The 22,322-nt window shown below is 71.5% G+C and carries 19 protein-coding genes and 1 pseudogene; 14 read left to right on the top strand and 6 right to left on the bottom strand.

The genetic code is table 11. The features are described from left to right. Positions 1-19 precede the first annotated feature (19 nt). From leuS to ACZ3HQ_RS18655, 5 genes are all read left to right on the top strand, one after another. The gene (gene leuS / locus ACZ3HQ_RS18675; protein WP_467512224.1) at positions 20-2,917 is read left to right on the top strand and encodes a leucine--tRNA ligase; all 2,898 of its coding nucleotides are present in this window, start codon (positions 20-22) and stop codon (positions 2,915-2,917) included. 195 nt (positions 2,918-3,112) lie between these two features. Next, positions 3,113-3,850, top strand: a complete 738-nt coding sequence (locus ACZ3HQ_RS18670) for a hypothetical protein (RefSeq protein WP_467512222.1) — start codon at positions 3,113-3,115, stop codon at positions 3,848-3,850. Positions 3,851-3,914: 64 nt separating this feature from the next. Next, the gene (locus ACZ3HQ_RS18665) at positions 3,915-4,760 is read left to right on the top strand and encodes a DegV family protein (RefSeq protein ID WP_467512220.1); all 846 of its coding nucleotides are present in this window, start codon (positions 3,915-3,917) and stop codon (positions 4,758-4,760) included. A gap of 543 nt (positions 4,761-5,303) precedes the next feature. After that, positions 5,304-5,978, top strand: a complete 675-nt coding sequence (locus ACZ3HQ_RS18660) for a ComEA family DNA-binding protein (protein ID WP_467512218.1) — start codon at positions 5,304-5,306, stop codon at positions 5,976-5,978. Positions 5,979-6,058: 80 nt separating this feature from the next. Beyond that, positions 6,059-8,671 carry a ComEC/Rec2 family competence protein gene (locus ACZ3HQ_RS18655; protein ID WP_467512811.1) on the top strand — a complete coding sequence of 871 codons (2,613 nt, stop codon included), beginning with the start codon at positions 6,059-6,061 and terminating at the stop codon, positions 8,669-8,671. 207 nt (positions 8,672-8,878) lie between these two features. Here ACZ3HQ_RS18655 and ACZ3HQ_RS18650 read toward each other — a convergent pair whose 3' ends face one another. The 4 genes from ACZ3HQ_RS18650 to ACZ3HQ_RS18635 all read right to left on the bottom strand — a co-directional run bounded on the left by ACZ3HQ_RS18650 (position 8,879) and on the right by ACZ3HQ_RS18635 (position 11,050). After that, on the bottom strand, positions 8,879-9,298 hold the full coding sequence (locus tag ACZ3HQ_RS18650; protein ID WP_467512216.1) for an ATP-binding protein: 420 nt from the start codon (positions 9,296-9,298) through the stop codon (positions 8,879-8,881). A gap of 157 nt (positions 9,299-9,455) precedes the next feature. After that, positions 9,456-10,304: a helix-turn-helix domain-containing protein gene (locus ACZ3HQ_RS18645; RefSeq protein ID WP_467512214.1), complete on the bottom strand. Its 849-nt coding sequence runs from the start codon at positions 10,302-10,304 to the stop codon at positions 9,456-9,458. Between the two features lie 7 nt (positions 10,305-10,311). Then, a complete protein-coding gene (locus ACZ3HQ_RS18640; protein WP_467512212.1) occupies positions 10,312-10,836 on the bottom strand; it encodes a DUF6879 family protein in 525 nt (174 codons plus the stop codon). After that, positions 10,808-11,050: a hypothetical protein gene (locus ACZ3HQ_RS18635; RefSeq protein ID WP_467512210.1), complete on the bottom strand. Its 243-nt coding sequence runs from the start codon at positions 11,048-11,050 to the stop codon at positions 10,808-10,810. The genes ACZ3HQ_RS18640 and ACZ3HQ_RS18635 overlap by 29 nt, the downstream gene beginning before the upstream one ends. Positions 11,051-11,157: 107 nt before the next feature. Here ACZ3HQ_RS18635 and ACZ3HQ_RS18630 point away from each other — a divergent pair. Continuing rightward, positions 11,158-11,406: pseudogene (locus ACZ3HQ_RS18630) on the top strand (amidohydrolase family protein); the annotation flags it as partial. Between the two features lie 48 nt (positions 11,407-11,454). Here ACZ3HQ_RS18630 and ACZ3HQ_RS18625 read toward each other — a convergent pair. After that, a complete protein-coding gene (locus tag ACZ3HQ_RS18625) occupies positions 11,455-12,399 on the bottom strand; it encodes an amidohydrolase family protein (RefSeq protein ID WP_467512208.1) in 945 nt (314 codons plus the stop codon). 58 nt (positions 12,400-12,457) lie between these two features. Here ACZ3HQ_RS18625 and ACZ3HQ_RS18620 point away from each other — a divergent pair, with 58 nt between their 5' ends. From ACZ3HQ_RS18620 to holA, 6 genes are all read left to right on the top strand, one after another. Beyond that, on the top strand, positions 12,458-12,949 hold the full coding sequence (locus ACZ3HQ_RS18620) for a MarR family winged helix-turn-helix transcriptional regulator (protein ID WP_467512206.1): 492 nt from the start codon (positions 12,458-12,460) through the stop codon (positions 12,947-12,949). A gap of 106 nt (positions 12,950-13,055) precedes the next feature. Continuing rightward, positions 13,056-14,171, top strand: coding sequence for an FAD-dependent oxidoreductase (locus ACZ3HQ_RS18615; RefSeq protein WP_467512204.1), 1,116 nt, complete (start codon positions 13,056-13,058; stop codon positions 14,169-14,171). Between the two features lie 22 nt (positions 14,172-14,193). Beyond that, positions 14,194-14,994, top strand: coding sequence for an arylamine N-acetyltransferase family protein (locus ACZ3HQ_RS18610; RefSeq protein WP_467512202.1), 801 nt, complete (start codon positions 14,194-14,196; stop codon positions 14,992-14,994). Between the two features lie 117 nt (positions 14,995-15,111). Then, positions 15,112-16,002, top strand: coding sequence for a YceI family protein (locus tag ACZ3HQ_RS18605; protein ID WP_467512200.1), 891 nt, complete (start codon positions 15,112-15,114; stop codon positions 16,000-16,002). Positions 16,003-16,074: 72 nt separating this feature from the next. After that, positions 16,075-16,320, top strand: a complete 246-nt coding sequence (locus ACZ3HQ_RS18600) for a hypothetical protein (protein ID WP_467512198.1) — start codon at positions 16,075-16,077, stop codon at positions 16,318-16,320. A gap of 150 nt (positions 16,321-16,470) precedes the next feature. Next, positions 16,471-17,460 (top strand): DNA polymerase III subunit delta, encoded by a 990-nt coding sequence (holA, locus tag ACZ3HQ_RS18595; RefSeq protein ID WP_467512196.1) that lies wholly within the window; start codon positions 16,471-16,473, stop codon positions 17,458-17,460. A gap of 182 nt (positions 17,461-17,642) precedes the next feature. On the opposite strand, the gene rpsT is transcribed toward holA, so the two are convergent. Next, on the bottom strand, positions 17,643-17,909 hold the full coding sequence (rpsT, locus tag ACZ3HQ_RS18590; protein WP_030814907.1) for a 30S ribosomal protein S20: 267 nt from the start codon (positions 17,907-17,909) through the stop codon (positions 17,643-17,645). Positions 17,910-18,136: 227 nt separating this feature from the next. Here rpsT and lepA point away from each other — a divergent pair, with 227 nt between their 5' ends. Both lepA and ACZ3HQ_RS18580 read left to right on the top strand, forming a co-directional pair. After that, entirely contained in the window at positions 18,137-20,014 is a 1,878-nt protein-coding gene (lepA, locus tag ACZ3HQ_RS18585) for a translation elongation factor 4 (protein WP_467512194.1), read from the top strand. A 280-nt stretch (positions 20,015-20,294) separates the two neighbouring features. Further along, positions 20,295-22,169, top strand: a complete 1,875-nt coding sequence (locus tag ACZ3HQ_RS18580) for an AMP-dependent synthetase/ligase (RefSeq protein ID WP_467512192.1) — start codon at positions 20,295-20,297, stop codon at positions 22,167-22,169. Positions 22,170-22,322 lie beyond the last annotated feature (153 nt).

Genomic DNA, 22,322 nt, shown 5'->3' with positions numbered 1-22,322 from the left:
CGATGGAGCTTTGAGGATCATGAGCGAGACGAACCCCGCCGCCACCGCTGCCGCGTCGGCGGAGGCCGCGCCGCACCGCTACACGGCCGCCCTGGCGGCCGAGATCGAGGCACGCTGGCAGGACTTCTGGGACGTCGACGGCACCTACGCCGCGCCGAACCCCACCGGCGACCTGGCGGACGACGCCGCGCTGGCGGCGAAGCCCAAGAAGTTCATCATGGACATGTTCCCCTACCCCTCCGGCGCGGGCCTGCACGTCGGCCACCCGCTGGGGTACATCGCCACCGACGTCTACGCCCGCTTCCAGCGCATGACCGGGCACAACGTCCTGCACACCCTGGGCTTCGACGCCTTCGGCCTGCCCGCCGAGCAGTACGCGGTGCAGACCGGCACGCACCCCCGCGTGTCCACCGAGGCCAACATGGAGAACATGAAGGCCCAGCTCCGCCGGCTGGGCCTCGGCCACGACAAGCGCCGGTCGTTCGCCACGATCGACCCGGAGTACTACAAGTGGACCCAGTGGATCTTCGTCCAGATCTTCAACTCCTGGTACGACGACGAGGCCGGCAAGGCCCGCCCGATCTCCGAGCTGGTCGCCCTCTTCGAGTCCGGTGAGCGCCCCGTACCGGGCCACACGCGCGCGTGGAGCGAGCTGACCGCCGCCGAGCGCGCCGACGTGCTGGGCGAGTTCCGGCTGGCCTACGCCTCCGACGCGCCGGTCAACTGGTGCCCGGGCCTGGGCACCGTGCTGGCCAACGAGGAGGTCACCGCCGACGGCCGCTCCGAGCGCGGCAACTTCCCGGTCTTCAAGGCCAAGCTGCGCCAGTGGAACATGCGCATCACCGCCTACGCCGACCGCCTGCTGGACGACCTGGACGGGCTGGACTGGCCCGAGGCCATCAAGCTCCAGCAGCGCAACTGGATCGGCCGCAGCGAGGGCGCCCGCGTCGACTTCCCCGTCGACGGCGAGCGCATCACCGTCTTCACCACCCGCCCCGACACCCTGTTCGGCGCCACCTACATGGTGCTGGCGCCCGAGCACCCGCTGGTGGAGAAGTTCACCCCCGAGGCGTGGCCCGAGGGCACCCACGAGGCGTGGACCGGCGGGTACGCCACCCCGGCCGAGGCCGTCGCCGCCTACCGCGCGCAGGCCGCCGCCAAGTCCGACGTGGAGCGCCAGGCCGAGGCCAAGGACAAGACCGGCGTCTTCACCGGTGTGTTCGCGGTCAACCCGGTCAACGGCGAGCGGGTCCCGGTCTTCATCGCCGACTACGTCCTCATGGGCTACGGCACCGGCGCCATCATGGCCGTCCCCGCGCACGACACGCGTGACTTCGCGTTCGCCCGCGCCTTCGAGCTGCCGATCCGCTGCGTGGTCGAGCCCACCGACGGCCGCGGCACCGACACCTCCACCTGGGACGACGCGTTCGCCTCCTACGACGCCAAGCTGGTCAACTCCGCCGGCGAGTCCGTCACCCTGGACGGCCTGGCCGTCCCCGAGGCCAAGGCCCGCATCACCGAGTGGCTGTCCGAGGCCGGCATCGGCGAGGGCACCGTCAACTTCCGGCTGCGCGACTGGCTGTTCAGCCGCCAGCGCTACTGGGGCGAGCCCTTCCCGATCGTCTACGACGAGGACGGCATCGCCCACGCGCTGCCCGAGTCGATGCTCCCGCTGGAGCTGCCCGAGGTCGAGGACTACAGCCCGCGCACCTTCGAGCCCGACGACGCCGACACCCAGCCCGAGACCCCGCTCTCGCGCAACGACGAGTGGGTCCACGTCACCCTGGACCTGGGCGACGGGCGTGGTCCCCGCAAGTACCGCCGCGAGACCAACACCATGCCCAACTGGGCCGGTTCCTGCTGGTACGAGTTCCGCTACCTGGACCCGCACAACGACCGCGAACTGGTCGACCCCGCCGTCGAGCAGTACTGGATGGGCCCCCGCGAGGGCATGCCGCACGGCGGTGTCGACCTGTACGTCGGCGGCGCCGAGCACGCCGTGCTGCACCTGCTGTACGCCCGCTTCTGGTCCAAGGTCCTGTTCGACCTGGGGCACGTCTCGTCCGCCGAGCCGTTCCACAAGCTGTACAACCAGGGCATGATCCAGGCGTACGTCTACCGCGACAGCCGGGGCATCGCCGTCCCCGCCGCCGAGGTCGAGGAGCGCGACGGCGCCTTCTATCACCAGGGCGAGAAGGTCTCCCGGCTGCTCGGCAAGATGGGCAAGTCCCTGAAGAACGCCGTCACCCCGGACGAGATCGCCGCCGAGTACGGCGCCGACACCCTGCGCCTGTACGAGATGGCGATGGGCCCCCTGGACGTCTCCCGCCCCTGGGACACCCGCGCGGTCGTCGGCCAGTTCCGGCTGCTCCAGCGGCTGTGGCGCAACATCGTCGACGAGAGCACCGGCGCCCCCACCGTCACCGACGCCGAGCCCGACGAGGACACCCTGCGCGCCCTCAACAAGGCGATCGACGGCGTGGGCCAGGACCTGGAGGGGCTGCGCTTCAACACGGCCATCGCCAAGGTCACCGAGCTGAACAACCACCTGACCAAGGCGTACGGCAGCGGCGGGGCCCTGCCCCGCACGGTCGCCGAGCCGCTGGTGCTGCTGATCGCCCCGCTGGCCCCGCACATCGCGGAGGAGCTGTGGCGCAAGCTGGGCCACACCGACTCCGTCGTCCACCAGGACTTCCCGGTGGCCGACCCGCGTTACCTGGTCGACGACACCGTGACCTGCGTCGTGCAGATCAAGGGCAAGGTCAAGGCCCGCCTGGAGGTGCCGCCGGGCATCTCCGACGAGGAGCTGGAGAAGGCCGCGCTGGGGGACGAGAAGGTCGTCGCCGCGCTGGGTGGCGCGCCGATCCGCAAGGTGATCGTGCGGGCGCCGAAGCTGGTGAACATCGTCAGCGGCTGAGGGGTCGTGCCTCGCTGAGGGGGCGTGCCTCGCTGAGCGCCGGGTGCTCATGGTGCCGGGCCGAGTGTCGGGGTGATCCCCTACGGGCAGGTTCCGGGTTCCGAGGGAACCCGGGGCCTGCCCACTGCGTTTACCGTGGAGAGCGAGCGGCGCAGAGCGAGGCGGCTCGGAGCCGCGCCTGAGGAGGAACGCGTCATGGAAGCAGTGATCACCGTGTTCGCCGTGCTCTTCGTGCTGCTCGTCGTCCTCGGCACCTACGCCACGGTGAAGGCGGTCGGCGCCGCCAAGCGCAGTGTGGACCGCACCATTGCCCAGGGCCGGCGGACGGTCGAGGACCACACCCTGCGCGCCAAGTCGCTCACCCGGCCCGGACCCGCCGGGGAGATCGCCCAGCTCCGGCTCACCCTGCGCACCTCGATGCGCGCCACCCAGGACGCGCTGTACGCGGGCCCGGCCGAGGACGCCTCGCTGAAGGAGTCCCTCGGCCTGTTCGAGCGCCTCAGCACGCACGGCCGCGAGCTGGACGTCGTACTCAAGCACCTGGAGTCCGAGCCCGACCGCGCCACCCTCGCCGCCCGCCTGCCCGAGCTGCGCACCCGCACCGAGCGCATCACCGCCTCCGCCGACTCCCTGCGCTGGGCCGCCCGCGACCGCGCGAGCCGCTTCGCCGAGGACGACCTCGACGCCCTCAGCTCCCAGATCGACATCGAGGCGGGCGCCCTGCGGCACTGGACCACCCACACCTCGGCGCAGACCACCGCCCCCTGGCCCGAGGCCCCGGCGGGCACCGACGAAGCCGCCGCCCGCCGTCAGACCTGGCCCCCGGCGCCGGAAGGCCGCCCCGAACCGGAGGACCGGGCCGCCATCACCCCGCCCGCCGCCCGGCCCGCCTACCCCTGGCAGAAGAAGCCGCGCCCGGAGAGCACCGCCTGACCACCGGCGCCCGGCTCCGGGGCTGGACTGCCGTGCCGGAGCCACGGCAGGTAACCTCCAGCTCATGTCCCGCCATGTCGCTATCGTCACCGATTCAACGGCCTACCTGCCGCCGGGGCTGATGGAGCGCCACGGCATCACCTCGGTGCCGCTGACCGTGGTCCTCGGCGACCAGGCGCTCGAAGAGGGCACCGAGATCTCCACCCGCTCCCTGGCCCAGGCCCTCCAGAAGCGGCGCCCGGTCACCACCTCCCGCCCCAGTCCCGAGGAGTTCGCCCGCACCTACCGCGAGGTCGCGGACACGGGCGCGGACGGCATCGTCTCCCTGCACCTGTCCGCCGAGCTGTCCGGCACCTACGACGCGGCCGTCCTGGCCGCCCGCGAGGCACCGGTACCGGTCCGGGTCGTCGACACCGGCATGGTCGCCATGGCCCTCGGCTTCTGCGCCCTGTCCGCCGCCGAGGCCGCGGAGGCGGACGGCACGGTCGACGAGGCGGTGACCGCCGCCGAGAAGCGCGCCGCGGGCACCTCCGCCCACTTCTACGTCGACACCCTCGACTACCTCCGCCGGGGCGGCCGCATCGGCACCGCCCAGGCCCTGCTCGGCTCCGCCCTCGCGGTCAAGCCCCTGCTCCGGCTGGAGAACGGGCGCATCGAGCTGCTGGAGAAGGTGCGTACGGCCTCGAAGGCGATCGCCCGGCTGGAGGAGATCGTGGTGGAGCGGGCGGGCGGGGCGGAGGTGGATATCGCTGTCCACCACTTGTCCGCGCCTGAGCGGGCTGGGGTGTTGGCGGAACGGTTGCGTGAACGGGTGTCCGGGCTGGCGGAGTTGCATGTCAGTGAGGTGGGGGCGGTGATCGGGGCGCATACGGGGCCCGGGTTGCTGGGGGTTGTGGTTTCGCCTCGGTGACGGGTGACGGGTGACGGGTGACGGGTGACGGGTGACGGGTGACGGGTGCCGGTGGCGCTTGGGTGTTCGGTTGGGGCGGGCGTGGCTCGTGTGGGTGAGGGAGTTATCCACAATGGCGAGCTTTTCCACGGTAATTGACCAAGATCCACTTTTTCTGGCGAGGTGTCCGATCCTCGGGTCATGACACTTCGATCACTGACCCGTGCGGCCACTCCGACCAGCGGTCCCGGCAGGGGACCTTCCTCCGACAGCCGTGTGCGATACCGGCGTCCCACTGAGCGGGTGCGCGGGCGGCATCGTGCGCCGGTGCCTGGGGAGGAGGTGCGGCGGCGGGCCGGGCAGTTGTTCGGCGAGGCTCCGGGGGAGTCGGGGAGCGGGCCGCCGGGGGGCTTGGACGCGGGGGTTCGGGGTGCGCGGGTTCTCGGGGCGCGGGGTCCGGGTGCGGGGGTCCACGGTGCGGGGGGTCTGGGTGCAGGGACTCTGGGTGCAGGAGCTGTGGGTGGCGAGGGCCGACTCGGCGATACCGGTCGGCGGGAGCGGATCGTGCTCGCGCTGCGGGACCGGGTGCCGATGTGGGTGCAGGCGCGGAGTGGGGTGGAGCGGCGGGGGGTGCTGGCGCTCGGGGTGGTGCTGGTGCTGGCCGCTGTGCTGGCCGGGCAGCACTTCTGGGCGGGGCGCACGGAGAGTGTGAGCGCGCCTCAGGTGGTGCGGGAGGCTCCGGCGACCCGGGAGAAGGGGCCGGATCTGCCGGGGGCCGTTTCCGTCTCCGGGTCCGCTTCGCCGGGTGCGCAGATCGTGGTGGACGTCAGCGGCAAGGTGCGTGATCCGGGGATTCGGCGGCTGCCGTCGGGGTCGCGGGTGGCGGACGCGCTGAAGGCTGCCGGGGGAGTGCGGCCGGGGGTACGGGCGGAGGGGCTGAACCGGGCCCGCTTCCTGGTGGACGGGGAGCAGATCGTGGTGGGCGCGTCGGGTGCTCCGCCTCCGTTGGGGGCGGGTGCGGGGGCGCCGGCCGCTGGGGGTCCCTCGGCGCCGGTCTCGCTGGGCGCGGCGACTGTGGAGCAGCTCGACACGCTGCCCGGTGTCGGCCCGGTGCTGGCCCAGCGCATCATCGACTACCGCACCCAGCACGGCGGTTTCCGCTCGGTGGACGAGCTGCGCCAGGTGGACGGCATCGGGGACCGGCGCTTCTCGGATCTCCGGGCACGGGTGGGGCCGTGAGGGGCGAGTCCGGGTCCGGGTCCGGCTGGAGGGGTGATGCCCATCCTCCGGGTGTGAGGGCCGAGTTCGAGTCCGGCTGGATGGACCCTGCCCGCCTTCCGGGCGTGGGGGCCGGGGCCGGGACCGGCTGGACGGACACCGCCCGCCTTCCGGCTGTGAGGGCCGGGGGCGACTCCGGCTGGACGGACACCGCCCACCTTCCGGCCGTAAGGGCCAAGGTCGACTCCGGCTGGAAGGGGGACGCCCATCCACGTCAGGAGGGCCCGGTCGATCTGCGGCTCGTGGGTCCCGCCCTCGCCGCTTGGGCCACGGCGGCGCTGGTCCTGGACGTTCCGCTCATGTGGAGCCTCGGGGCGGCGGGCGTTTGCCTGGTCGTCGGGGCCGCGCTGCTCCGGGCGGGCTCCGGCCGGTATCGCGCCCCGGTCGCGGCGGTGTTGCTGTGTGTCGCCGCGTCCGCCGTCTCGGCGGGGCTGCACGGGGCCGACGTGCGGCGCGGGCCGGTGCCTGAGGTGGCGCGGCGGTTCGGCACGGTGGCGGTCGAGGTGGAGCTGACCGGGGACCCGTGGCTGAGCAAGCCTCGGGTGCGGGGGGATCGTGCGGCGCCGGTGGGGGTGCTGGCGCGGGGTGAGGTGCGGAGGGTGGGGGCGGAGGGGGTGGGGGGAGGGGAGGGGGCCCTCACCCGAAGCCCCGTACTCCTCGTCGTGGACGCCGACGTACCGGCCCCCGGAGCCCACGGCGGCGCGACCGGGGCCCGTGCCGGCTGGCTCCGCCTGCTCCCCTCCACCCGCCTCCGCCTGACCGGCAGGCTGGCACCTCCCACCATGGCCGGTGACCGCACGGCCGCCGTCCTGCGCGTACGAAGCTGGCCGCCACCGGGAATCGCGGCGGGCCCGAGCGCACCCCAACGCCTGGCGGGCCGACTCCGAGCCGGACTGCGCGAGGCGACCGAGGAACTCCCCCAGGACCCCCGTGCGCTGCTCCCCGGCCTGGTCGTCGGAGACACCTCACGCATCACCCCCGACCTGGACGACGCCTTCAAGGCGACCGACCTCGCGCACACCCTGGCCGTCTCCGGCAGCAACCTCACGATCCTGCTGGCCATGCTCATCGGCCCACCCGGCATGGCCGGCCTCGCCGAACGCCGGGGCATCGCGCCCTTCCTGGGCCTGTCCCTGCGCACCACGGCTCTTCTCGCGGGCGCGCTGACCGTGGCGTTCGTGATCGTGTGCCGCCCCGACCCCAGCGTGCTGCGCGCGGCGGCGTGCGGTTCGGTCGCGCTGCTGGCCCTGGCGACCGGCCGCCGCAGATCCCTCCTGCCGGCGCTGGCCACGGCCGTACTGCTGCTCGTCCTGTACGACCCCTGGCTCAGCCGGAGTTACGGCTTCGTCCTCTCGGTGCTGGCGACCGGCGCGCTGCTTCTGCTGGCGCCGCGCTGGAGCGAGGCCCTGCTGCGGCGCGGGGTGCCCGCCCGGCTGGCGGAGGGGCTGGCGGCGGCCGCGGCGGCGCAGGCGGCGTGCGCGCCGGTCGTGGCGGTGCTGTCGGCGCGGGTGAGCCTGGTCGCGGTGCCGTGCAACCTGCTGGTGGAGCTGGCGGTGGCCCCCGCGACCGTGCTCGGGTTCGCGGCGCTGGCGGCGGCACCGGTGGCGATGCCGTTGGCCAAGGCGCTGGCCTGGTGTGCGAGTTGGCCCGCCGGATGGATCGCCACCGTGGCCCGTACCGGAGCGGCACAGCCCGGCGCGGGCGTGGACTGGCCGGGAAGCTGGGCGGGGGCGCTGCTGCTGGCCGCCGTCACCGTGGCCCTTGTCCTCCTCGGGCGGCGCCTGATCCGCCACCCCTGGTGGTGCGGAGCCCTCGCTCTGCTCCTCCTGCTGGTGGTCGTACGCCCCGCTCCGCTGACCCGCGCCGTCACCGGCTGGCCCCCGCCCGACTGGCGGTTCGCCATGTGCGACGTCGGCCAGGGCGATGCCACCGTACTGTCCGCCGGACCCGGCACCGCCGTCGTCGTGGACGCCGGACCCGACCCGGCACCGGTCGACCGCTGCCTGCGCGAGCTGGGCATCACCCGCATCCCCCTCGTCGTCCTCACCCACTTCCACGCCGACCACGTAGGGGGGCTTTCCGGGGTACTGAGGGGCCGCTCGGTGGCCGCGATCGAGACCACGGGTTTTGCCGAACCCGCTGACCAGGCCGAGTCCGTACGCCGCGAGGCCGCCGCCCACCACGTCCCCCTCACCACGGCAGCGGCGGGCGAGGAACGCCGAGTCGGCCCCCTCACCTGGCGCGTCCTGTGGCCACGGCCCGACGCGCTGCCCCCGGACGGTCCGAACGACGCCAGCATCACTCTCCTCGTCCGCACCGCGGGTCTCCGCCTGCTCCTCCTCGGCGACCTCGAACCCCCCGCCCAACGCGAACTCCTCCATACCCCCCAGGCAGTTGACCTGTCCCACGTGGACGTCCTGAAGGTCGCCCACCACGGCTCGGCCTACCAGGACCCGGCCCTCCTCCACCTCGCAGCTCCCCGAGTGGCCCTAATTTCTTGTGGCACCAACAACCCGTACCACCACCCCGCCCCCACCACCCTGGCCGCCCTCCGCACCGCCGGAGCCACGGTGCTGCGCACGGACCGGGACGGCGCGCTCGCCCTGACCGGGGCGGGCGGACCACACGGTGGGATGAAGGTGATGCGGAACTGAGCGCCGGCCCGCCTCGCCGGGCTCAGGCACCGTCCGGAGACGACGGGATCACAGTCAGCCCCTCGGGGTCCTCGGCCACCCAGGTCGGGCCGCCACCCGCGTGAGGGCGAAGGATGTACCGGGAGCCGCGCCGGACATCGGTCACGATGGCCTTCCTGCCGGTGGCCCCGTCGCGTACCACGTCACCCACCCAGGGCTTGCCGTCCTTCACTGCCCCTCCACCCACAGCTCGCCCCACACCTGTTTGCCCCACGCGTACATCTCGGTGCCCCACCGGTCGGTCAGCCTGTCCACGATCAGGAGGCCGCGCCCCCGTAACGGGTCGCCGGTGAACTCGGTCCGGAGGATCGGCAGCACCTTCGAGCGGTCGACCACCCCCAGCCGGACCACGTTCGCCGCGGGCCGCCCGACGATCACCCGGATCGACGCGCACCGTGCGTACTCGACGGCGTTCGCCACCAGCTCCGACACGACGGTGACGGCGTCCTCGACCAGCCCGTCCATGCGCCACGCCCCAAGAGCGGTCCGAACCAGCCTGCGCGCCTCGGCGGCGCTTTCCGGTTGCCGGGGGAGTGTCTGGGAGTACCCGGGGTGCCCTGTGGGGCGGGGTGTGACGGTCACTGTCATGGGGACCTCGTCCGCTGTCGAACGTCCAGGAGACCGCCGGCTGCATGTCACATGCCGGGCCCTCGGCAGGAGATGGCCCGCGCAGCAAGCGGTGTGAAGTGACCGTAGGGAAGGCGCGAAAGATGCCTCAACGAGTTTCTACCGTTTTCTACGGGGACTACCCAAGGTGGGTGATGGCGCTGGTGATCAGATCCCGCGCGGCACTGCCGTAGACCGCCATGCCGGCCATTTCCTTGCTGGCCCTGACGTACTGCTCGACCTCCCCGGGAGCCGTGATCTTGACAGCCGCCGACAGCAGCTCGACATGCACGCGGGCGTCGTCGAAGACGTTGAAGGTCTCCAGGGTCCAGAGCTGCCGTGCGGCGGAGAAGGGGATCACGCCGAGGCTGACCGAAGGCAGGGACATCAGCGTGAGCAGATACCCCAGTTGGCCCGCCATGGTCTCGGGGTCGCCGACCCGGTACCGGAGGACCGATTCCTCCACCAGTACGGAGAACCGGTTGCCGTTGACGAACAGCACCTGGGAGCGCCGCATCCGGGCATCAACGGCCTCCGCCACGTCGTTCGGCGTGCGGTGGAACCGGGAGATCGAGTTGAGGAGCGCGGTGGCGTACGACGGGGTCTGGAGGAGTCCGGGGACCACGGTGGAGCAGTAGATCCTGAACAGCCGCGTGCGCTCGTACAGTTCGACCCGGGACTCCTGGAGATGCCGCAGGCCGGTGCGCTGTACGCGGCGCCACTCCATGTACATCGAGTCGGCGGACTGGGCGGAGGCCACCAGGTCGTCGGCCAGGCTCTCGGCTCCACAGGCCGCGCACCAGACCCGGATGTCCGCCGTGCCGGGAGGGGTACGGGCGTGCTCGATGCGGGAGATCTTCGAGGGGTACCAGTCCAGCCGCCGTGCAAGCTCGGTGGCCGTCAGCCCCGCCTCTTTACGGATCTCCCGCAGACGGGCGGCCAGTTGTTGCCGGGCAGCTTGTACGGCAGCCGTCGGTGACTCGGTCATGCCTCGCTCAGGTGAGGTAGCGGTCGTGCGGGAGGGCGCGGGTCCAGATGTTCTCGAACGCCTCGGAGACGTTCTTGATCAGGGCGGGGTCTTCGCTGAGGGTGTGGCCGACGAAGGCGCCGTCGCCGGAGAAGAGGCCGAACCGGATCAGGTCCGTGTCGAAGAGCCACAGGTCGTTGCCGGGTATCAGCAGATCCGAGGCCATCCTTCTGGGGAGCCACCGCACCTCCTCGCCCGCCATGACGTTCTGGAACGTACACGCGTGCTCGTAGCGGATGTACTCCGACAGCGGCTCGGAGACGACCCGCGCCCGGCGTACCCGCACACCCCGCCGCACGGCCTCGGCGACGGAGGAGTGGAAGTCGTTCCACCACTCGTCCCGGTTCTCCCGACTGTGCCGCCGGCCGGCTCGCCATGCGGCGAAGTCCTCGTCCTCGTCCGCGACTCCGTAGACGTCACGGGTCTCCAGGTGGACGGCACTGTGCCGACAGCGGGCGAGCAGTTCAGCGAACGGCGGGACCGTCTGCGACATCACACGCCTCCCTGATCGCAGCCACCATGCGCGCGGGCAGCCGGACGACGGCTTCGGTCTCCGGAATGCCACCGGTCTGAAGGCACTCCCGCTCCGTCTCGGCGTCCGCCTTCCACCCCTGAATGACGAAGTCCCCGCTCTTCTTGTCGACCCAGACGGTCGGGCAGTTGTCCCCGTTGGTGTTCGGGTCCTTGGCGATGAAGCGTAACGACATGGCTATCCCCAACCCTTTCAGCTTCTACAGACTTCTACGACCGTCACCTATAGGGGCGTTGGGGTCAAGACCGCCAGAACGCGAAATGGCTTCCCCGACTCCCCGGTCTACGCCGGGAGCTGCTGGCGAAGTTCCGGCTCTTCTACTGGGCCACCGCGCTGTCATCCGGGCCGGACGACTTCCCCAGCTTCCTGGCCTTCGCGGACCACGAACGCATCCTCTTCGGCAGCGGCTTCCCCTACGCCCCCGCCCCCGTCGCGGCCGCGTTCAACCGGCTGCTGGACACGCGCAGCGGTCTCACGGACGAGCAGAAGACCGCCTTCGACCACGGCAACGCCAAAAGGATCTTCGGCTGAGGCTGCCCCGCGATGCACCGATGCCCCACAGGGCGGCCGGTGAAGTGGTCAGCGCGCGAGGCGGGGGAAGAGCGCCTCGGCGTTGCCGCGGTCGACGGCCTCGGCCTGGCCGGGGGTGAAGTCCGGGTAGGTCTCCAGGAAGTGGTTGTAGTAGGTGCCGGCCTCCGTCGGGGCGAAGGGCCAGTCGCTGCCGTAGAGGACGTGGCCGGGCTCCGCGAAGGCGAGCAGGGCCGGCAGGGCGGAGGGGCTCGCGGACAGGGCGGTGTCGAAGTAGAACCGCTTCAGGTCGCGCAGGATGTCCTCGGCCTTGCGCTCCCGGTCCACGACCGTGGAGGTCAGGCCGGTGAACCGGTACGCGGCGTAGGGCAGGAAGCCGCCGCCGTGGGACAGGATGACGCGGAGGTCGCGGTACCGGTCCATCACCCCGTTCAGCACCATGTTCAGCGCGGTGCGGGTGGTGTCGAAGACGTAGTCCGCGAGCGGGGCGGGGGTGCCGGGCAGCAGCGGCATCGGGGGCTGCGCGGGGTGGACGAAGACGTTCGCGGCGCGGCGGTCCAGCTCGGCCCACAGCGGCTCGAAGTCCGGGTCGCCGAGGTACTTGCCGTGGGCGTTGGACATCAGGACCACACCGTCGGCCCCGAGGACGTCGAGCGCGTACACGGCCTCCGCCACAGCGGCGTCCACGTCCGGCAGCGGGATGCTGGCGAAGTGGCCGAAGCGGTCCGGGTGGTCCTTGACGACCTCGGCGCCGTACTCGTTGACGGCGCGGGCCAGGCCGCGGGCGTCGGCGTCGTCACCGAGGTGGACGCCGGGCGAGGTGACGGACATGACGCCGGTGGCGATGCCCTGCTGGTCCATCATCGCGATCGCGCTCTCGGGGCTCCAGGCGGGGATGGCCCAGCCGCCGGAGTTCAGACCGCGCGCGGCCAGGGTGTCGGCCCAGACCGGCGGAACGATGTGGTTGTGGACATCGATGCGTGCGGGGAAGTCCATGACTCAAAGCCTCCTAAAGCTTAGCTTGCTAACGACTTCATTTAGTAAGCTAACAGTCATGCGAGACACGAGCAAGCGCGAAGAGGACGAGGCGGGCGTACGGGAGCTGGCGCAGGCCGCCGACCGGCTGTTCTACGCCATGCGCCGCTCCCGGGCGGCCACCATGGGCCGCGCCGGGACCGGCCTGTCCATGGCCCAGCTCACCCTGCTGGAACCGCTGGCCGCGGACGCGGAGGGCGAGGGGCTGCCGGTCGGTCGCCTCGCCGTCACCGCCGAGGTCAGCGTCCCCACCGCCACCCGGATGCTCAAGCAGCTCGAAACGGCGGGCGTGGTCACCCGGCAGCGCTCCCCGCACGACGAACGCCAGGTCCTCGTCCGCCTCACCGCCGACGGCGCCGACCGCCTCGCCGCCATGCGCGCCGAACTCCGCTCACGCCAGTCCGAGGCCCTCTCCCGCTTCACCCCCACCGAACGCCACGAACTCGCCGCCCAGCTCCAGCGGTTGGCCGCCGTCATCGGCGACACGGTGCCCCAGCCGGGCGACGCGTAGCGCACCACACGGCCGTGCCCGCGCCTGTCGTCGCGCTGTCGGCCGGGCCGGGTGACTGTCGGCCCCGTGTCGGAGCCTTGTCGGCCGGGCTTGCGAGCTTGGGCCCATGAGCATTCACGTCACGATCATCGGCGCGGGACTCGGCGGCCTCACCCTCGCCCGCGTTCTGCACGTCCACGGCATCCGGTCCACCGTCTACGAGGCGGAGACCTCCCCCACGGCACGCGCACAGGGCGGCCTTCTCGACATCCGGGACTACAACGGCCAGCCCGCGCTGCGGGACGCCGGTCTGTACGACGAGTTCCGCGCCCTCGTCCTCGAAGGGCGCCAGGCCACGCGCGTCCTGAGCCGGGAGGGCGAGGTGCTGCTGGACCTGCCCGACGACGGTACGGGCACCAACCCCGAGGTCCCGCGCGGCGAACTGCGGCAGATGCTGCTCGACTCGCTGCCGGCCGGCACCGTGCGGTGGGGCCACAAGGTCACCGGAGTCCGGAGGCTCGGCGGCGGCCGTCACGAGGTGGCCTTCGCCGACGGCACCACCGTCGAGACGGAGCTGCTGGTGGGCGCGGACGGCGCGTGGTCGCGGGTACGGCCGCTGCTGTCCGCCACGACGCCCGAGTACACCGGCGTCTCCTTCGTGGAGACCCATCTGCTCGACGCCGACACCCGGCACCCGGAGAGCGCCAAGCTCGTCTGCGACGGGTCCACGATGATCCTCGCGCCCGGCAAGGGCGTCCTGGTGCACCGGGAGCGGGACGGGAACCTGCACACCTGGGTGATGCTCGTCCGGCCGTGCGACTGGTTCGACGGGATCGACTTCTCCGACTCCGCCGCCGCGCTCGCGCACATCGCGCACGAGTTCGACGACTGGGCTCCGCAGCTCACCGCGCTCATCGCCGACGGCGACACCGCGCCGGTGCTGCGCCAGATCCACGCCCTGCCCGCCGAGCACCGCTGGGACCGCACACCGGGCGTGACGCTGCTCGGCGACGCCGCCCACCTCACCGCCCCGAACGGCGAGGGCGCCAACCTCGCCCTCTACGACGGCGCCGAACTCGGCAAGGCCATCGCCGCGCACCCGGGCGACATGGAGGCCGCGCTCACCGCGTACGAGCGGGAGATGTTCCCGCGCAGTGCCGCCGCCGCGCTGGAGGGGGCCGATCTCCACGAGATGCTGGGCGAGGACACGCCGTACCACCTGATCAGCATGTTCACGGAGTAGCGGGTCACCGCACACTGGCCGCATGAACCCCACCCGGACCGACGCCTACCTCCGGCGCCTCGGCGCGGAGCGCCCCGCGCGCGCCACCACCGAAGCCCTGCGGGACCTGCACCTGCGCCATCTGCGCGCCGTGCCCTTCGAGAACCTCTCGATCCACCTGGGCGAGCCGGTCGTCCTCGACGAAGAAGCCTTGCTGGACAAGGTGGTCGCGCGTCGCCGGGGCGGCTTCTGCTACGAACTCAACGGCGCCTTCGGCCTGTTGCTGACCTCGCTCGGTTACGAGGTTCAGCTTCTCGCGGGACGGGTGCACGGGGACGAGGGCCTCGGGATTCCGTACGACCACCTCGCCCTGCGGGTGCGCACCGTGGACGGGGGTGACCTGGTCGCCGACGTGGGGTTCGGGGCACACAGCCACGGCCCGCTGGACTTCGGTGAGCGCGGGGATCAGGCGGACCCCGGCGGGACGTTCCGGGTGGTGGAGGCCGGTGAGGACCTGGACGTCCTCCGGGGCGGCAGGCCCCAGTACCGGCTTGAGCAACGCCCCCGCGCGCTGCCCGACTTCCGTGCCGGAGCCTGGTGGCACTCCACCTCGCCCGAGTCGCACTTCACCCGTTCCCTGGTCTGCTCCCGGATCACGGAGGACGGCGGCCGGATCACCCTCAGCGGCCGGACGTCGACGACCACGGGCGCGGCGGGGCGGAAGGAGGTGCGTGAACTGGGCACGGACGAGGAGGTGCTCGCGATGTACCGGGACGCGTTCGGGATCGCGCTGAGCGCCGTCCCCACGGTGCGCGACTTCGGGCGGGGCGGCCAATTCGGGTGACTTCCGGCGCATGGGCCGTACCTCCGTGATGTGGGCCCGTTTTGCTCGAAAGCCGCATCGGTGATCGAATGACTCTTCGGCAATTGCAGAATGTCGAGGCGCACAGGAGTGGCGTACATGTTCGGCCGGTGGCTGGAGAAACGAACGGACCGGACGAACCGGACGAGTCCACTGGCGGCGGTCCGCACCCCGGCCGACGCGGGAGTACTGAGCTGCCGGGTGCTCGATCCCGTCAACCAGCCGGTCGCCGCAGCGGAGTTCACCGTCAGCGACAGCCTCGGCCGCAAGGTCGTCACGGGCGGCACCGATCCGTACGGCTCCTTCATGGCGACCGTCCCGGCCGGCGAGTACCGGCTCGCGGTGTCCGCCGAGGGGTACACGCCCTACCGCGCCACGGCGATGGTCGCGGAGAACTCCCTCGCCTCGCTCGGTGACGTGACCCTCCAGGTGGCGCCGCCGGCCGAGCCGCCGATGCGGGGCGACTGGGACATCGACCCCGTCCACTCCTCCATCGTCTTCACCGCCCGGCACATCGGACTGGCCCGTATCCACGGCCGGTTCAACTCCTTCGCGGGCGCGGTACGGATCGCGGACCGGGTGGAGGACTCGGCGATGCACGTGGTGATCGACGCCGCCTCCATCGACACCGGGGTCCGGATGCGCGACGACCACCTGCGCTCGCCCGACTTCCTGGACGTGGGGCGGTATCCGACGCTGGAGTTCTACAGCGAGCGGTTCGTCCGGCGGGGCGGCAACCGCTGGGCCGTCACCGGCGCGCTCTCGCTGCACGGGGTGACCCGCACCGTCACCCTCGACACCGAGTACCTCGGCCTCGGCAACGGCATGGAGGGCGAGACCCGCGCCGCCTGCCGGGCCACCACCGAACTCCACCGCGACGACTACACGATCAACTGGCAGACCCTGCTGGCCCGTGGCATCGCGGCGATCGGGCCGAGCATCCGGGTCGACCTGGACGTGCAGGTCGTGCCGCGCGTGCTCACGCGCTGAGCGTCCCGTCGGGCGACCTCGACGGTGCCCACCCCGCGTCCCGGCCCCCTTGCCGTACCGGACAATGGCCCGGTGAGTGATGTGAGACATGTGCTGGTGCTGCCCGACCGCGACGCCGCCGAGGAGGCGGCCGAGGCGCTCGCGGCGCGGTTCGGCGTCGACGAGGAGCCCCGGCTCGTCCGGGACGCGCTGGCCGGCGAGGACGACGCGGAGGACGCCCAGTGGCTGCTGGTCCTGCGCGACGAGGCGGCCCGGCTGGACCCCGCCGAACTGGACGCCTTCGCGGCCGAGTGGGAGGGCTGGCGCGAGGAGCCGTGAGCCGGCGCCGCCCCACACCGACGCGTCCGCGTCTGCCGCCTCCGCCCCCGCGCCCCCCGCGCCCCTGACCTCCCTCTCAGGGTCGGCTCAGGGACCGGCCAGGGTGCGCGGCCCGCTTCGTTGTCGGTGCCGCGTGGGATGCTGTCAGTGATGGCAAGAAAGACTGCGAATGACGACCCTCTCGCCCCGGTGACCCTTGCCGTGGGCCAGGAGGACCTCCTGCTCGACCGTGCCGTGCGGGAGGTGGTGGCCGCCGCCCGGGCCGCCGACGCCGACACGGACGTACGCGACCTCACCCCGGACCAGTTGCAGCCCGGCACCCTCGCCGAGCTGACCAGTCCCTCGCTCTTCGCCGAGCGCAAAGTCGTGGTCGTACGCAACGCACAGGACCTCTCTGCCGACACGGTCAAGGACGTCAAGGCGTACCTCGGCTCGCCCGCCGAGGAGATCACGCTCGTCCTGCTGCACGCGGGTGGTGCGAAGGGCAAGGGCCTGCTGGACGCGGCCCGCAAGGTGGGCGCCCGTGAGGTGGCCTGCCCGAAGATGACCAAGCCGGCCGACCGGCTGGCGTTCGTGAGGGGGGAGTTCCGGGAGTTCGGGCGGTCCGCGACGCCCGAGGCGTGCCAGGCGCTGGTCGACGCGATCGGCAGCGACCTGCGCGAACTGGCCTCGGCCGCGGCCCAGCTCGTGGCCGACGTCGAGGGCACGATCGACGAGGCCGTGGTCGGCCGGTACTACACCGGCCGCGCCGAGGCGTCGAGCTTCACCGTCGCCGACCGGGCGGTGGAGGGGCGTACGGCGGAGGCGCTGGAGGCGCTGCGCTGGTCGCTGTCGACCGGGGTGGCACCGGTGCTGATCACCAGTGCGCTGGCCCAGGGTGTGCGGGCCATCGGCAAGCTGTCCTCGGCGCGCGGGGGCCGGCCGGCCGACCTCGCCCGTGAGCTGGGGATGCCGCCGTGGAAGATCGACCGGGTCCGCCAGCAGATGCGGGGCTGGACGCCGGACGGGGTGTCCGTGGCGCTGCGCGCGGTCGCGGAGGCCGACGCGGGGGTGAAGGGCGGCAGTGACGACCCGGAGTACGCGCTGGAGAAGGCGGTCGTGACCATCGCCCGGGCGGCCCGCTCCCGAGGGCGGATGTAGCGGTACATGCCGAAGGCCCCGGCGTCTCCCTGGGAAGGGAAGGACACCGGGGCCTTGGGACCAAGATGCTGAAGCCACACCCGCGTGGCGAACGCAGGCCGCGTGTGGCTTCGGGATGCCGGACGGGAGCGGATAGAGAGGGCCCGCTCTGAGTCCCTCCGGCGGTCAGATCAGAAGGAGGTTCAGCCCTTGAGGTCCGCGACCTTGGCCGAGAGCGCCGACTTCTTGTTGGCGGCCTGGTTCTTGTGGATGACGCCCTTCGAGACGGCCTTGTCGAGCTGACGCGCGGCAGCGCGCTGGTACTCGGTGGCCTTCTCGACGTCACCCGCGGCAGCGGCCTCGCGGGCCTTGCGGATCGCGGTCTTCAGGGAGGACTTGACGGCCTTGTTGCGCAGCCGAGCCTTCTCGTTGGTCTTGATCCGCTTGATCTGGGACTTGATGTTCGCCACGAAAGGAGCCTTTACAGGTTCAGGCACGGGCCCGCGAAGGGTCCGCGCCGGTGATCCAGAAATTTGTCGTCGCGCCTCGCGCTGAGAGGGCATGAGGCACAGCGCTCTACAGTACCAGCGGCCCCGGCGACGGCCCAAAACGCTTCCCGGTCGTTCCCCGTGGGACCATGGAAGCTACGTATAGATCCGACCCGAGGCATAAGGCGCCTCAAGAGACAGGACCCTGCGTGCCCGCGACCCCTAACAACGTGCCCGAGCCGAGCCGTACCGCCCCGGCGCTGATCCGCAACTTCTGCATCATCGCGCACATCGACCACGGCAAGTCCACGCTCGCCGACCGGATGCTCCAGCTCACCGGCGTCGTCGAGCAGCGGCAGATGCGTGCTCAGTACCTCGACCGGATGGACATCGAGCGCGAGCGCGGCATCACGATCAAGTCCCAGGCGGTGCGTCTGCCCTGGGCCCCCACCGAGGGCCCCGACCAGGGCACGACGCACATCCTCAACATGATCGACACGCCGGGCCACGTCGACTTCACCTATGAGGTCTCGCGGTCGCTGGCCGCCTGTGAGGGCACCGTCCTCCTCGTCGACGCCGCCCAGGGCATCGAGGCGCAGACCCTCGCCAACCTGTACCTGGCGATGGAGAACGACCTCAAGATCATCCCGGTGCTGAACAAGATCGACCTGCCGGCCGCGCAGCCGGAGAAGTTCGCCGAGGAGCTGGCGAACCTGGTCGGCTGCGACCCCGACGACGTGCTGAAGGTCTCCGCGAAGACCGGTCTCGGTGTCGAGGCGCTGCTGGACCGGGTCGTGCAGGAGATCCCGGCCCCGGTCGGGAACGCGGACGCCCCCGCCCGCGCGATGATCTTCGACTCGGTCTACGACTCCTACCGCGGTGTCGTGACGTACGTGCGTGTCATCGACGGCCAGCTCAACAAGCGTGAGCGCATCCGGATGATGTCCACCGGCGCCACCCACGAGCTGCTGGAGATCGGCGTCAGCTCGCCGGAGATGCTCCCGGCCGACGGTCTCGGCGTCGGTGAGGTGGGCTACCTGATCACCGGCGTGAAGGACGTCCGCCAGTCCAAGGTCGGTGACACCGTCACCAGCCAGGCCAAGGGCGCCACCGAGGCGCTCGGCGGCTACAAGGACCCGAAGCCGATGGTCTTCTCGGGCCTGTATCCGCTGGACGGCTCCGACTACCCCGAGCTGCGCGAGGCGCTGGACAAGCTCCAGCTCAACGACGCCGCCCTGGTCTACGAGCCGGAGACCTCCGCCGCCCTCGGCTTCGGCTTCCGCGTCGGCTTCCTCGGCCTGCTGCACCTGGACGTGATCCGGGAGCGCCTGGAGCGCGAGTTCGGCCTCGACCTCATCGCCACCGCGCCCAACGTGGTCTACCGCGTGGTCATGGAGGACGGCACCGAGCACACGGTGACCAACCCGAGCGAGTTCCCCGAGGGCAAGATCGCCGACGTGTACGAGCCGGTCGTGCGGGCCACGATCCTCGCGCCGAGCGAGTTCATCGGCTCGATCATGGAGCTGTGCCAGACCCGGCGCGGCACCCTGCTCGGCATGGACTACCTCTCCGAGGACCGGGTCGAGATCCGCTACACGCTGCCGCTCGCGGAGATCGTGTTCGACTTCTTCGACCAGCTCAAGTCCAAGACCCGCGGCTACGCCTCGCTGGACTACGAGCCCACCGGCGAGCAGAGCAGCTCCCTGGTCAAGGTCGACATCCTGCTGCACGGCGACAAGGTGGACGCCTTCTCGGCGGTCACCCACAAGGACCAGGCGTACGCCTACGGTGTCCGGCTCGTCGCCAAGCTGCGCGAGCTGATCCCGCGGCAGGCGTTCGAGGTGCCGATCCAGGCCGCCATCGGCTCGCGGGTCATCGCCCGCGAGACCATCCGTGCCATCCGCAAGGACGTCCTCGCCAAGTGCTACGGCGGTGACATCTCCCGTAAGCGGAAGCTGCTGGAGAAGCAGAAGGAGGGCAAGAAGCGGATGAAGATGGTGGGTTCCGTGGAGGTTCCCCAGGAGGCGTTCATCGCGGTGCTCTCCAGCGACGACGGCGCCGGAAGCTCGGGCAAGGGCAAGAAGTAGCCCTCGGCCGCGCCGAGTTGTCGGAGCGAAACGGGCGAAGCGGGGCCCGCCGTACACACGTACGGCGGGCCCCCGCGCGTATCGGTGGCCGTGCGGGGGCGGATCTCGATGGGGTTGCGGTGCCAAGTGACAGGCCGTGGCCCCTTACGCGGTGGCCGGTCGCCCCTTACCCTGATCCCTGCTCGCTAGTTACTCGCGGGTTAAACAACAGCTTCGAAGCAGCGTGAGTCCACCCAGCCGCACCGAGTCAGCCGCACCGTCGCGGGCCCCGGAGGATGTCGTGAGCGACACACAGACCCTGATCGAGAACCGTCCGCCGTCCGTCGCGGCCCTCTTCCTGGAGCGCGTGGCGGCCACACCGGACGCCGAGGCATACCGTTACCCGGTCCCGGCGGCCTCCGGCGAGGGCCCCGACGAGTGGCGGTCGCTGACCTGGGGCCAGGCGGCGGAGCGGGTGTACGCGATCGCGGCCGGCCTGATCGAGCTGGGGATCGGGTCCGAGCAGCGGGTGGCGCTCGCCTCCTCGACCCGCGTCGAGTGGATTCTGGCCGACCTCGGCATCATGTGCGCGGGCGGTGCCACCACCACCGTCTACCCGCAGACCAACGCCGACGAGTCGGCGTTCATCCTGTCCGACTCCGAGAGCCGGGTGCTGATCGCGGAGGACGCCGCCCAGGTCGCCAAGGCGCTGGAGCGGCGGGCCGAGCTGCCCGCGCTGACCAAGGTCGTCGTGATCGACCCGGCGGGCGCCGAGACCGGTGACTGGGTGATCACCCTCGCCGAGCTGGAGAAGCGCGGCACCGCCTACCTGGAGCAGCACCCCGAGCTGATCAAGGAGCGGGTCGGCGCGATCACCCGCGACCAGCTCGCCACCCTCATCTACACCTCCGGCACCACCGGCCGCCCCAAGGGTGTGCGGCTGCCGCACGACAACTGGGCCTACATGGCGCGGGCCATCGGTTCGACCGACCTGGTCTCCGCCGACGACGTCCAGTACCTCTGGCTGCCGCTCGCCCACGTCTTCGGCAAGGTGCTCACCTCCGGCCAGATCGAGGTCGGCCACGTCACCGCGGTCGACGGCCGCGTGGACAAGATCATCGAGAACCTGCCCGTGGTCCGGCCGACCTACATGGCCGCCGTGCCGCGCATCTTCGAGAAGGTCTACAACGGCGTCGCCGCCAAGGCCCGCGAGGGCGGCGCGGCCAAGTACAAGATCTTCCAGTGGGCCGCCGAGGTCGCCCGCGAGTACGCCAAGGCGTCCCAGGACAGCTTCCGCCGCACCGGCACCCCCTCGGTGCCGTTCGCGCTGGCCGCCAAGCACAAGGCCGCCGACGCCCTGGTCTACGGCAAGCTGCGCGAGGCGTTCGGCGGCAGACTGCGCGCCTGCGTCTCCGGTGCCTCCGCGCTCGCCCCCGAGATCGGCTACTTCTTCGCGGGCGCCGGCATCCACATCCTGGAGGGGTACGGCCTCACCGAGACCTCCGCCGCCTCCTTCGTGAACCCCGGCGAGGCGTACCGCACCGGCACGGTCGGCAAGCCGCTGCCCGGCTGCGAGGTGCGCATCGCGGACGACGGCGAGATCCTGCTGCGCGGCCCCGGCGTCATGGAGGGCTACCACCAGCAGCCCGAGAAGACCGCCGAGGTGCTGGAGTCCGACGGCTGGTTCCACACCGGCGACATCGGCGAGCTGTCCGCCGACGGCTATCTGCGCATCACCGACCGCAAGAAGGACCTCATCAAGACCTCGGGCGGCAAGTACGTCGCGCCCGCCGAGGTCGAGGGCCAGTTCAAGGCGGTCTGCCCCTACGTCTCCAACATCCTGGTGCACGGCGCCGACCGGAACTACTGCACGGCCCTCATCGCGCTCGACGAGCCCACGATCCTCCAGTGGGCCGCCGACAACGGCCTGGAGGGCAAGTCGTACGCCGAGGTCGTCGCCGCGCCGCAGACCGTCGAGCTGGTCGACGGGTACGTGAAGCAGCTCAACGAGGGCCTCCAGCGCTGGCAGACCATCAAGAAGTTCCGGCTGCTGCCGCGCGACCTCGACGTGGAGCACGGCGAGATCACGCCGAGCCTGAAGCTGAAGCGGCCCGTGGTCGAGCGGGAGTACAAGGGTCTGATCGACGAGATGTACAACGGGACCCGCGAGGCGTGAGCAGCACCCGCCGGGGTGGTTTTTCGGCCGCCCCGGCGGGTTCTCTTTCGGCCATGACCACAATTGAGCGTGTTCTGGCCGGGCGGTAGCGCAGTTCGCCGTCACGAGCGTTCACTTCGGTGACTCGGTGCTTATGCGCCCCGCCTGTCTGTC

This window comes from Streptomyces sp. NPDC018263, from assembly GCF_055562575.1.
Note: the sequence above shows the minus strand (reverse complement) of the source record. Positions and strands in the feature narration are given on the sequence as shown.

Excerpts from the sequence above, each read along its gene's own strand:
- leuS (WP_467512224.1), top strand. The coding sequence starts at position 20 with ATGAGCGAGACGAACCCCGCCGCCACCGCTGCCGCGTCGGCGGAGGCC.
- ACZ3HQ_RS18670 (WP_467512222.1), top strand. The coding sequence starts at position 3,113 with ATGGAAGCAGTGATCACCGTGTTCGCCGTGCTCTTCGTGCTGCTCGTC.
- ACZ3HQ_RS18665 (WP_467512220.1), top strand. The coding sequence starts at position 3,915 with ATGTCCCGCCATGTCGCTATCGTCACCGATTCAACGGCCTACCTGCCG.
- ACZ3HQ_RS18655 (WP_467512811.1), top strand. The coding sequence starts at position 6,059 with ATGGACCCTGCCCGCCTTCCGGGCGTGGGGGCCGGGGCCGGGACCGGC.
- ACZ3HQ_RS18650 (WP_467512216.1), bottom strand. The coding sequence starts at position 9,298 with ATGACAGTGACCGTCACACCCCGCCCCACAGGGCACCCCGGGTACTCC.
- ACZ3HQ_RS18645 (WP_467512214.1), bottom strand. The coding sequence starts at position 10,304 with ATGACCGAGTCACCGACGGCTGCCGTACAAGCTGCCCGGCAACAACTG.
- ACZ3HQ_RS18640 (WP_467512212.1), bottom strand. The coding sequence starts at position 10,836 with ATGTCGCAGACGGTCCCGCCGTTCGCTGAACTGCTCGCCCGCTGTCGG.
- ACZ3HQ_RS18635 (WP_467512210.1), bottom strand. The coding sequence starts at position 11,050 with ATGTCGTTACGCTTCATCGCCAAGGACCCGAACACCAACGGGGACAAC.
- ACZ3HQ_RS18625 (WP_467512208.1), bottom strand. The coding sequence starts at position 12,399 with ATGGACTTCCCCGCACGCATCGATGTCCACAACCACATCGTTCCGCCG.
- ACZ3HQ_RS18620 (WP_467512206.1), top strand. The coding sequence starts at position 12,458 with ATGCGAGACACGAGCAAGCGCGAAGAGGACGAGGCGGGCGTACGGGAG.
- ACZ3HQ_RS18615 (WP_467512204.1), top strand. The coding sequence starts at position 13,056 with ATGAGCATTCACGTCACGATCATCGGCGCGGGACTCGGCGGCCTCACC.
- ACZ3HQ_RS18610 (WP_467512202.1), top strand. The coding sequence starts at position 14,194 with ATGAACCCCACCCGGACCGACGCCTACCTCCGGCGCCTCGGCGCGGAG.
- ACZ3HQ_RS18605 (WP_467512200.1), top strand. The coding sequence starts at position 15,112 with ATGTTCGGCCGGTGGCTGGAGAAACGAACGGACCGGACGAACCGGACG.
- holA (WP_467512196.1), top strand. The coding sequence starts at position 16,471 with ATGGCAAGAAAGACTGCGAATGACGACCCTCTCGCCCCGGTGACCCTT.